This window comes from Pedobacter sp., from assembly GCF_035317785.1.
Lineage (GTDB): Bacteria > Bacteroidota > Bacteroidia > Sphingobacteriales > Sphingobacteriaceae > Pedobacter.
Genome location: NZ_DATHGC010000028.1, coordinates 1 through 4117, shown reverse-complemented (window position 1 = coordinate 4117; position 4117 = coordinate 1). Strand labels below are relative to the sequence as shown.

Annotated in this window: 3 protein-coding genes; all 3 read right to left on the bottom strand. The window is 47.4% G+C overall.

What is annotated here, in order from left to right; all coding sequences use genetic code 11:
- Nucleotides 1–2264: PVC-type heme-binding CxxCH protein (locus tag VK541_RS02360; RefSeq protein ID WP_324366549.1), on the bottom strand; the 2264-nt coding region annotated here is incomplete at its 3' end.
- A gap of 122 nt (nucleotides 2265–2386) precedes the next feature.
- Nucleotides 2387–3775, bottom strand: coding sequence for an alpha-L-fucosidase (locus VK541_RS02355; RefSeq protein WP_324366547.1), 1389 nt, complete (start codon nucleotides 3773–3775; stop codon nucleotides 2387–2389).
- 68 nt (nucleotides 3776–3843) lie between these two features.
- Nucleotides 3844–4117, bottom strand: a 274-nt coding sequence (locus VK541_RS02350; protein WP_324366544.1) for a hypothetical protein, incomplete at its 5' end; no start/stop codon positions are given.

The following is a 4117-nucleotide window of genomic DNA, read 5'->3' as shown; positions in this document are numbered from 1 at the left end:
GAAGGATGAGATAAGGCCTCAACCGCAACCTGGAAGGTTTCAGCACTGGAACCGTCGATCGGACCCAGGCCATGCAGAGTCCAAAGCGCGTGGATTGCCCCCGGGTTAATGCCCAGCTCATCCACCGATTTATCGCGGATCAGCTTGTACAATTCCGGTATGATCGATTTCTTTCCCGATTCCACGATCAGCCTTTGCGCAGTTGTGCGCCAGAACATATTGTCGCTTTTCAATCCGCCGATCAGTGATTGGTCATCATTTTTGTCGAGCGATTTTATTTTGGAAGGCACCGCCTTGTTGTAAGTGATTTTATAGATCCTGCCATGGGTGCGGTCCCTCAGTGGATTGATGTAGGCATTGCCTTTTCCATTCTCAAATCCCGCAGGAGTAGGATTGTGCTGAATGATGAAATTGTACCAGTCCAGTACCCAGACCGAACCATCAGGCCCTACTTCAGTCGCCACAGGCCCAAACCATTCATCCGCGCTGGCCACAAAGTTCCAGCCGTCTGTTTCAGTAAAGCCCGACCCTTTAGGCGCTATGACCGCCTGGTGAACCACACGTCCTGTCGGCTCGTTTACAAACGCAATACGGTTCCAGTATTCTTTCGGAAAATTCCTCGCCGTATACAAACTATGACCCGCTGCGGCCGTAAAACCATTGAATACGTCTACCTGACGCAGGTTTTTGGTGACCACATGCATCGCATAATGGCCCTCTATTTTGTCCACTGCTTTGTTTGCCGCCACGCCGATCTTTGAAAGATAAGGTGAAGGAATACCAAGGAAAGCACTGTGCGTATTGTTTGCCGTAGAAATGAATACGTCATTGTTCTCCGAAAAGCCCAGTCCCCAGGTATTGTTGCTGGTTGCGCCCAAAAACTCCAGATTTTTGCCGTCTTTGCTGAAATGGTACACGCCTTGGCTGAACTTCATATCCTGACCGCCAATAGTTCCCTTGAAACCCGAATAACCCACCGTGCCCCAGACCTGATTGTCCAAACCATATCTCAGGTTGGACGGGCCCGCATGCGTATCAAATGTACCCCATCCGGTGATCAGTTTTTCCCGGACATCAGCCTTATCATCGCCATCCGTATCTTTCAAAAAGATAAAATCAGGAGCCTGCGAGATGATCACCCCGCCATTGGCAAAAACAATACTTGTCGGAATGTTAAACTTATCTGCGAAAATCGTGAACTTATCCGCTTTACCGTCACCATTGGTGTCCTCACAGATCTTGATCCTGTCCTGACCTTCACCCTTCACATCCCTTACCGTATTCGGATAGTCAATGGTCTCGACAATCCATAAACGGCCTCTTTCATCCCATGCCATGGCAATGGGTTTCAGAATATCCGGTTCAGCCGCAAACAGTTCCATCTTGAAGTCCACCGGGATCTGCGTCATCAGCTGTGATTCCGCAGGGCTCAGAGGAGCCTGCAATTGGAAGCCGCCAGGCCTTTTCTCATAATTCGGAAGCTTGGCATCAGAATATTCAGCCACCGGTTTAGCCAGCTTGCTCCATTCTTTTTTAGCAGCATCGTTCACCGCCCAGAGTACGCCGTTTTCCAGTAATTTCAGGAAGTCCGGGTTTTTCCAGGTGCGTTCATCATGCCCGTATGCTGTGTAAAACACCTTGCCCTTGCCATATTTTTTGACCCAGGTATAAGGCTCATGGTGGTCACCCTCCACGCGTTCAGTAACCACATGAATATCTTTGGCGATCTTATCGTGAACATAAGTCTCATCCCAGGTAGTAAAAGCGTTTACACCCTTCATTACCGGATGTTTTTTATCTACTATAGTCGCTGCGAATTCACCTGTTTTATGGGTTTTAAACTGTCCGCCCACCATATTGATGTATTCCGGCGAGTTCTGGAAACAAAAGGAAGCACAGTGCACGGGGATAAAACCCTTGCCGCTTTTTACATAATCCAGCAGTGCCTTTTCCTGCGCAGGCGTAATCTGGTCGTGATTTGAATAGATCATCAGCCCGTCGTATTTGGAAAGGTTGCCGGCATTCAGATCATCAGGATCTGTGGTATAGGAAATGTTGATCCCGTCTTTAAAGAACTGCTGCGAAATGATTTCCGCAAATTTCTCCGAAAAATGATGCTCACTCTTGTGTCCAAGGAGCAGGATTTCGAGTCTGTGGGATTTTGGATCTGCTAATCTTTGCGATTTCGCATCCTTTATAAAAGTGCCTTTGAAATTGAGAACCGCCGCCAGACAAATGACAAGAATAGCAAGGTATTTCTTCATGAATTAAAATGATTTGGTTAGATACTTCTTTACAAAATGAGCGTGAATTTATTGAATCCCAATCCGAACTGCAAGTCCGCTTGATGAAGCGACAGAAAGGAGAGAATCGTGGTTTATGCTGATTAATTGACATTAAAAACAGCAATGCCGCGCATTTCAGCTCGCTTAAGGGAGCTTGTTACCGTAAATCGTAATGCGGTAGCTGTAATCTCATCAAACTTATCTATTCGCTTATGCCCAACAGTTTGTCCGTGTACAATGGTCTTCCACTGGCCATCAACCTGGACTTCAATAGTATATTTTCCGATTCTCTGACCATCTTTCAGGTCTTCCATGGTAACTACGTGGTTAAATGTTTTAACACCGTCGAACTTTAAAGTCTGGGAAGGATTTTTTGCGGTAGAAAGAACCACCGGATTGCTGAACCTGCGTTTAATCTCATCACCCATTTCCTTAGCTGCAGCAACCAGATCTGCGGGAATGAGACCCGTGCGATCCGGGGTCAGGTTCACAATAATACCGGATCCCCGCCCCACAGTTTCATAATATGCTTGCATCCGACGCTCAAGCGTTTGCGGCTTCCTGGGCCCGGCCCACATCCAACCGCCGGTACTTAAAGCAACGGTTGTTGGAGCCAGTTGCGGACGGTAAAACTTACCTGTTGGTTCACCGTAATTATTTTGGTCCCATCTATATGTAGAACTTACAGAATAGTTGGAGCCGTCAATAGTATTCAACACATTCCAAAGAGGATAGCTGGCGCGGGCATTCTCATTACCTACATGCTCTACATCCCGCCCTAAAAGAAGGCACTTTGGCTGAAGCTCGTGGGCATACTTCGTTAATGCAGCGTAAAACTCTCTGAACTTGCCGCCATGGGGCTCAGCATCCAGCACATCCGAACGACCGAAATGATCATCCCACACAAACACAAGCGGACCATATTTGGTCAGCAGATCATGGATTTGAGCTTTCTCTTTTTTGAGCGCCTCCTCATACATTTTTGGATCGTTTAGTTTCTCTATATTTCCTGTATTTCCTGGTTTATATCCCGGTTTCCTGGCTTCCCAATGCGAATCGATCCACGGAGCAGTATACAAGCCAACCTTCATATTGTGCTTCCTGCAAGCATCAACGAACTCCTTTACAACATCTCCCTTCCCCTTCTTATAAGGGCTGTTGCGTACACTATAATCTGTGGTTGTGGTGGGCCACATGCAAAAGCCCTGCTCATGCCTTGCTGTAAATACTACATAGGTTGCGCCCATTGCTTTAGCCGCCAGGACCCATTGCTCGGGATCGAGCGCTGTCGGGTTAAAGGCCGAGGCAGGAGTACTGCCCTGTGGCGCCCCACGTTCAGCGTATGTGTCAATGCTATAATGGATAAAAACTCCGAGCTCGAGATCATGGAATGCCAGTTGTTCCTGACTGGGCCTGGCCAATATTATATTCTGCGCCCGCGAAGGAAATGTGAGGATAAAGAGCAGCAAAGTGAGTGTAATCAATTTCATTTGTTTCATTATTCAATTATATGTGGTCTATTATTCTTCAAAATTCAGATCAGCGGTTTCAACCCGTACTACAACTGATTCAAAGCGATCTGTGCGCTTAGAAAGTCCGGTGCTATGGCCAGGGCTGCATTAAATTCTTTCCGTGCTTTGTCCTTATCATCTTTACCTGCATACCCGAGGCCCGCAGAATAACGGACAGCTGCAGTATTTGCAGAGGGATTCGTTACGGGAGGTGCAACCAGTTCATTGAAGACTGCTTCGTTACCATCATTCTGGCCAAGTTTCTGCCTGGCAAGCGCCTGGAAATATCGTTGTTCACCTTGTCCCTGTCCTCCTTCCCGG